Annotated in this window: 5 protein-coding genes; 1 reads left to right on the top strand and 4 read right to left on the bottom strand. The window is 69.5% G+C overall.

The genetic code is table 11. The features are described 5' to 3' along the window. Window positions 1-1,100, top strand: a 1,100-nt coding sequence (locus tag LK09_RS03415; protein ID WP_039396007.1) for an HNH endonuclease signature motif containing protein, incomplete at its 5' end; no start/stop codon positions are given. 131 nt (window positions 1,101-1,231) lie between these two features. Here the strand turns inward: LK09_RS03415 and LK09_RS03410 are convergent. The 4 genes from LK09_RS03410 to LK09_RS03395 all read right to left on the bottom strand — a co-directional run bounded on the left by LK09_RS03410 (window position 1,232) and on the right by LK09_RS03395 (window position 6,452). Then, window positions 1,232-2,419, bottom strand: a complete 1,188-nt coding sequence (locus tag LK09_RS03410; RefSeq protein ID WP_039395967.1) for a bifunctional 2-methylcitrate synthase/citrate synthase — start codon at window positions 2,417-2,419, stop codon at window positions 1,232-1,234. Continuing rightward, entirely contained in the window at window positions 2,416-3,324 is a 909-nt protein-coding gene (prpB, locus tag LK09_RS03405; RefSeq protein ID WP_039395965.1) for a methylisocitrate lyase, read from the bottom strand. The genes LK09_RS03410 and prpB overlap by 4 nt, the downstream gene beginning before the upstream one ends. Next, window positions 3,324-4,862: an MmgE/PrpD family protein gene (locus LK09_RS03400; protein WP_039395964.1), complete on the bottom strand. Its 1,539-nt coding sequence runs from the start codon at window positions 4,860-4,862 to the stop codon at window positions 3,324-3,326. The genes prpB and LK09_RS03400 overlap by 1 nt, the downstream gene beginning before the upstream one ends. Window positions 4,863-4,970: 108 nt before the next feature. After that, window positions 4,971-6,452 (bottom strand): sodium:solute symporter, encoded by a 1,482-nt coding sequence (locus LK09_RS03395; protein ID WP_052226377.1) that lies wholly within the window; start codon window positions 6,450-6,452, stop codon window positions 4,971-4,973. Window positions 6,453-6,455: the final 3 nt, after the last annotated feature.

Genomic DNA, 6,455 nt, shown 5'->3' with positions numbered 1-6,455 from the left:
GGCGGATGACGTTCAGTGGGGAACGCGCCCCCGCAAGGCACCCGCACGTCGCGACCGCGGTGGAGGCGGGGGTGTTGAGTGTGGCGTGCGCGGGCGCGATCACGACCCTGCTGGATCGGGTGGCGTGCCGGGCCGACCGGGCCCTGCTCGCGCAGGCGGAGCGGACCCTGGTGGAGCAGGCGGCCGGCCTGTCGCTGTCCGAACTCCAGGTGGTGCTGCGGCGGGCGGAGGCGTGGTTGGACCCGGACGGGCTCGAACCTAAGCTCGAGAACCTGCGGGATGCCCGGTTCTTGAGGATCTGGGAAGACCAGCACGGCATGATCAACCTCGACGGCCGCCTGGACCCCGCCACCGGCGCCCCGATCAAAGCCGCCATCGACGCCCTGGTGACCGCCCAGATCCGCGCCCTCCGAGGACGGAACCACCCCGGCGGCGGTGCCGCGGGTCACGGTGACGGTGGCTGGTCGTGGGGTGGCGAGGACGCCACAGGTGTGGATGGGTCGGGCAGCGGGGATGGTGTGGAACAGCGCACGATCGTGCAACTGCAGGCGGACGCGTTGGCGGTGATCGCGAAGCACGTCCTGAGGTGTGAGCAGACCGTGCTCCCGCTGGCATCAACGACCGTGGTGGTGCGGATCCCGCTGGAGGCCCTCACCACCGGGACCGGGGTGGCGACCATCGACGGCATCACCCAACCCGTCGACGCCGGCACCGCCCGCCGGATGGCCGCGGACGCGGAGATCATCCCGCTCGTCCTCGGCAGCAAGAGCGAGATCCTCGACTACGGCCGGTCCCGCCGCCTGTTCTCCAAAGCGCAAAGGATCGCCCTGGTCGAACGCGACGGCGGCTGCGCGAACTGCGCCGCCCCACCGGGCATGTGCGAAGTCCACCACTTGACCTGGTGGTCCGCGGGTGGCGCAACCGATCTGGACGACGGGATCCTGCTGTGCACCAGCTGCCACCACATGGTCCACACCGAAGGATGGGACATCCGCATCGATCACACCGGCGTCTGGTTCATCCCACCCGCCCACATCGACCCGACCCGCACCCCCCGACCCGGCGGCCGCCGACGACACGACTACCAACCCGCCGCGTAACCCCATGCGCCGCCGCCCGGCCAGGCGGGCTGAGCCTGTCGAAGCCCAACACTCCCGGTACGCCTGCCCTTCGACAAGCTCAGGGCGCAAGAGCGTGGCCTCTGCGCTTCGACAAGCTCAGGGCGCAAGCGTCAGTCGGCGGCCTCCGCGGGGCGGTCGGCGAGCTCGGCGGCCGCGGCATCCGGGACGTAACCGGGCACGTGGCGTTCGTCGGGACCGATGTACTCGGACAGCGGGCGGATGAGCGCGTTGGATGCCTGCTGCTCCATGATGTGCGTCGTCCAGCCGGTCACGCGCGCCGCGACGAACAGCGGCGTGAACGTGAGGGTGTCGAAGCCGATCAGGTTGTAGGCGGGACCCGACGGATAGTCGAGGTTCGGGTAGATCCCCTTGCGGGCAATGAACTCGTCCTTGAGCGTGTTGTACAGATCCGCCACGTCCTGGCGGTCGTAGTGCTCGACGAGGGTGCCGAGGGCGGCTTCCATCGTCGGCACACGCGAGTCGCCCTTCTTGTACACGCGGTGCCCGAAGCCCATCACCTTGCGCTTCTCGGCCAGCGCCTGGTCGAGCCACGCAGACACGTTCGAAGCATCACCGATCTCGTCGAAGATGTGCAGCACCGCCTCGTTCGCACCGCCGTGCAGCGCGCCCTTGAGCGCCCCGATCGCCGCGGTGACGGCCGAGTACAGGTCGCTCAGCGTGGATGCCACGACCCGGCCGGTGAACGTCGACGCGTTGAACGAGTGCTCGGCGTACAGGATCATCGACCGGTTGAACGCGTCCACGACGACGTCGTCGGGTTCTTCGCCGAACGTCATCCAGAGGAAGTTGGCCGCATAGTCGAGGTCGTCGCGGGGTGCGATGAGCTCCTCACCGCGCCGGCGCCGCTGCCCGTAGGCGACGATCGCGGGAAGTGCCGCGTACAGCCGGATGCTGCGGTCGAGGTTCTGCGCCGGGTCGCCGGACGCATCCAGCACGGAGCTCGACCCGCGGGCGAGGTCCTGCGCGCCGAGCAGGCTCACCGCGGTGCGCACCTCGTCCATGGGGTGGGTGTTCAGCGGCACCAGGTCGATGACGGTCTTGACGTCGTCGGGGAGGGCCCGGTGCTGCCGTTCGGCGGCGCGCAGCTCGGCCAGCTGCTCCTCGGTGGGCAACTCGCTGTTCCACAGCAGGTACGCGACCGCTTCGAACGGCTGGGTCGCCGCCAGCTCCTGCACCGGGTAGCCGCGGTACAGCAGCGAGTTGGTGTCGGGGTTGACCTTGCTGATGGAGGTCTCGTCGACGACCACGCCGGCAAGGCCCTTCTTGATGTCGGTCATGAGTTGTCCTTCGAGATCTGGAAGTTGAACACCGAAGTGTCGAAGTGGTTGTAGCCCTCGTAGTCGATGAGGTCGTACAGGTCGGCGCGGTGCTGCATCTGGTCCAGCAGGCCGGTGAGGTGCCCCTCGTTCTCGAGCTCGTCCAGCGCGCGACCTGCCGCGCCCATCGCCATGCGCAGCAGCGACACCGGCCAGATGACGATGTTCACCCCCACATCACGAAGCTGATCCACCGAGAACAGGTCGCTCTTGCCGAACTCGGTCATGTTCGCCAGAATCGGCACGCCCACGGCATCCCGCACCGCGGCGAACTCCTCCAGGGTGCGCATCGCCTCCGGGAAGATCGCATCCGCCCCGGCATCCTGAAGCGCCTTGGCCCGGTCGATCGCCGACCCCAGGCCCTCCACCGCACGGATGTCGGTGCGCGCCATGATCAGGAAGTTCGGGTCGCGGCGGGCATCCACCGCGGCCCGGATCCGCTTCAGCGCCGTGGACTCGTCGACGACCGCCTTGCCGTCCAGGTGCCCGCACCGCTTCGGGTTGACCTGGTCCTCGATGTGCGTCCCGGAAAGCCCCGCATCCTCCAGGGTCTGGATCGTGCGGGCCACGTTCATCGGCTCACCGAATCCGGTGTCGGCGTCGATGATCACCGGCAGTTCCGTCATCCGGGCGATCTGCTGCCCCCGCCCGGCGACCTCCGTCAGCGTCGTCAGGCCGATGTCCGGCAGCCCCAGATCGGCCGACAGCACCGCCCCCGACACGTACACGCCCTCGAAGCCCTTGCGTTCGATCAGCCGCGCCGACAGCGGGTTGAACGCACCGGGGAACCGCAGCAGCTCCCCCGACGCGAGCCGCTCCCGGAACAGCCGCCGCTTCTCGGCCGGTGACGTCTGCGCGTACAGCATCAGAACAGCCCCTTGGGGGCGGGAGCGGCGGCGAGGACGCCGAAGGATGCCACGATCGACAGCTCCTGCACCTCCTCGGCGGACAGCTCCGGCAGGCGCTCGGCGAGCGCCAGGAACCGGTCGATCTCGTCGGCGTCGAGCACGCCCTCGGCGAGGGTGCGGAACTTGCGCACGTAGTCCTCGCGGGCGAACGGCCGCGCACCCAGCGGGTGCGCGTCGGCCACGGCGATCTCGTCCACGATCTCGGATCCGTCCTCGAAGCGGATGACGGCACGGCCGCCGAACGCCTTCTCGGCGGGGTCTTCGGAGTGGTAGCGGCGGGTCCACTCGGCATCCTCCGCGGTGGTCACCTTCTCCCACAGCGCCACGGTGTCCTCGCGGCCCGCGCGCTCGGGCAGGTACGAGTCGACGTGGTGCCACGTGCCGTCCTGCAGCGCGACGGTGAAGATGTACGGGATCGAGTGGTCGAGGGTCTCGCGGGATGCCTGCGGGTCGTACTTCTGCGGGTCGTTCGCGCCCGACCCGATCACGTAGTGCGTGTGGTGCGACGTGTGCAGCACGATCGACTCGATGGGCGATCCGCTCTCCGACGTCCCCTCACGCAGGGACTCGTGCTCGGTGCCCAGGCGCCGGGCCAGGTCGATGAAGGCCTGCGCCTGATACTCGGCCGAGTGCTCCTTGGTGAACGAGTCCAGGATCGCGCGCTTGGGCTCCCCCTCCCCCGGCAGCGGCACGTCGTACGACGCGTCCGGGCCGTCGAGCATCCACGCGATCACGCCGTCCTCGCCCTCGTAGATCGGGCTCGGGGACGTCTGCCCGCGCATGGCGCGGTCGACCGCCTCGATGGCGGCCTTGCCGGCGAACGCCGGGGCGTACGCCTTCCAGGTGGAGATCTCGCCCTTGCGGGACTGCCGCGTCGCCGTCGTCGTGTGCAGCGCCTGCCCGACCGCCTGGTAGATCGTCTCCTGGTCGAGTCCCAGCAGCGTCCCGAGGCCGGCCGCGACCGACGGGCCGAGGTGGGCGACATGGTCGATCTTGTGCTTGTGCAGGCTGATCGCCCGCACCAGGTCCATCTGGATCTCGTACCCGGTCGCGATGCCGCGCACGAGGGCCGCGCCGTCCGCGCCGACGTGCTGCGCGACCGCGAGGATCGGCGGGATGTTGTCGCCCGGGTGCGAGTACTCCGCGGCGAGGAACGTGTCGTGGAAGTCGAGCTCGCGCACCGCCACCCCGTTCGCCCACGCCGCCCACTCCGGGCTCGTGCGCCGGTCGAGGCGGCATCCGGAGATCGTCGATCCCGACCCGCCGACGGTGACGGGGTGGTCCAGCGCCTGCTGCCGCGCCGCCGAAACGGGCTCGCGGGTCAGGGATGCCGCTGACACGGCTGCATTGTCGATCACCCGGTTGATGATCATGTCGACGACGTCGTCCTCGACGTCGACGGGGTCGGTGGCGACCCGGGCGATGGCCCAGGCGAGCTGGCCCTCGCGCGACAGATTCTCATCGCTGCGATGCACACGGAGGTGATGGGTGATCATGGTGCTCCTCGGAGGTCCGGGGGCGCCGAAGTTCCCCCGTGCGCCAGTGTTCCACCAACGCGGATGCCCCGGCAAACCGAAGTCTGCCGGGGCATCCGCGAGCGCGGGTCAGTGGCCCGCGGGAGTGGCCGCCACGACGCCGGTCGCGTCGGTGAACCGGCCCGCCTTGCGGTCGTTCCACCGCTGCACGACGTCGGCCGGCGTGGGCTTGGTGGCGAGGCTGACCACGATGTAGACGACGAGGCTCGACAGCAGCCCCCAGTAGATCGGCTCGTTGGCGAGCACGCCCGACAGCGCGTCACCAGCGATCACGCCGTAGACGACCATGCTGCCCAGGGTCACCACGGTACCGACGATCATCGAGGCGATCGCCCCCGCCCCGTTCGCGCGCTTCCAGATGAGCCCGCCGAGGATCGAGACCAGGAGCCCGCCGACGAGGATGTCGTACGCGACGGTCAGCGCCGCGACCACGTCGGTGAGCACCATCGCGATGAGCGTGCCGACGATGCCGAGGACGATCACGAAGATGCGGTTCTCGCGCACGTCGTGCTCGGGGTTGCCCTCGCCGATGCGGGTGGGGGTCCGCCCGAACATGCGCAGCACGAGCGGAGTGACGTCGGCGCGGGCGACGGTCGCGCAGGCGATGAGCGCACCGGACGCGGTGGACATCATGGCCGCCACGGCAGCGGCCAGCACGATGCCGGACAGCCCGATCGGCAGCGCGTGCTCGGCGATCGCGGCGTAGACGTCGTCCTTCGCCGCCTCGTGCGGCAGGAGCGCGGCGGCGGCGGTGCCGATGAGGGCGCCGGCGATGCCGTACAGCACGCAGTAGATGCCGGCCGCGGTGCCGCCCCAGCGGGCCACCTGCGGCGAGCGCGCCGTGAACACGCGCTGCCAGATGTCCTGGCCGATCAGCATCCCGAAGGTGTAGATGACGAAGTAGGTGATGATCGTCTGCCCGCCGATCGCGAACAGGTCGAAGTGGGATGCCCCGACCGTGTCGCCCAGGCGCTGCATGATGCCGTCGTAGCCGCCGGCCTGCGTCCACGCGAAAGGCAGCAGCAGGAAGAACACGCCGATCGTCTTGATGATGAACTGCACCATGTCGGTGAGGGTGATCGACCACATGCCGCCGATCGACGAGTACAGGATCACGATGGCCGCGCCGATCGCGATCGACGCCCAGCGCGGGGTGCCGAACAGCACGTTGAAGATCGTCGAGTAGGCGATGGTCGACGTGACCATGAGCATGAGCGTGTAGAGCGCCATGACGACGCCGGAGGCGCTCGTGCCGTTGATGCCGTAGCGCAGCTGCAGCATCTGGGCGACGGTGTAGACCTTGAGCCGCTGGATCGGGCCGGCGAAGAACAGGCTGAGCAGGATCAGGCCGACCGCGATCGCGACGACGAGCCACATGCCCGAGATGCCGTACTTGTAGCCGAGGCCGACACCTCCCACGGTGGAAGCCCCGCCGAGCACGACCGCGGCCATGGTGCCGGTGTAGAAGCCGGGGCCGAGGCGCCGGCCGGCCACCAGGAAGTCGCTCGAGTTCTTGGTGCGGGACTTGCCCCAGAACCCGAACGCCAGCATGGC

Source organism: Microbacterium mangrovi, from assembly GCF_000802305.1.
Lineage (GTDB): Bacteria > Actinomycetota > Actinomycetes > Actinomycetales > Microbacteriaceae > Microbacterium > Microbacterium mangrovi.
The sequence above is the reverse complement of the archived record's forward strand: the minus strand, read 5'-3'. Positions and strand labels throughout refer to the sequence as shown.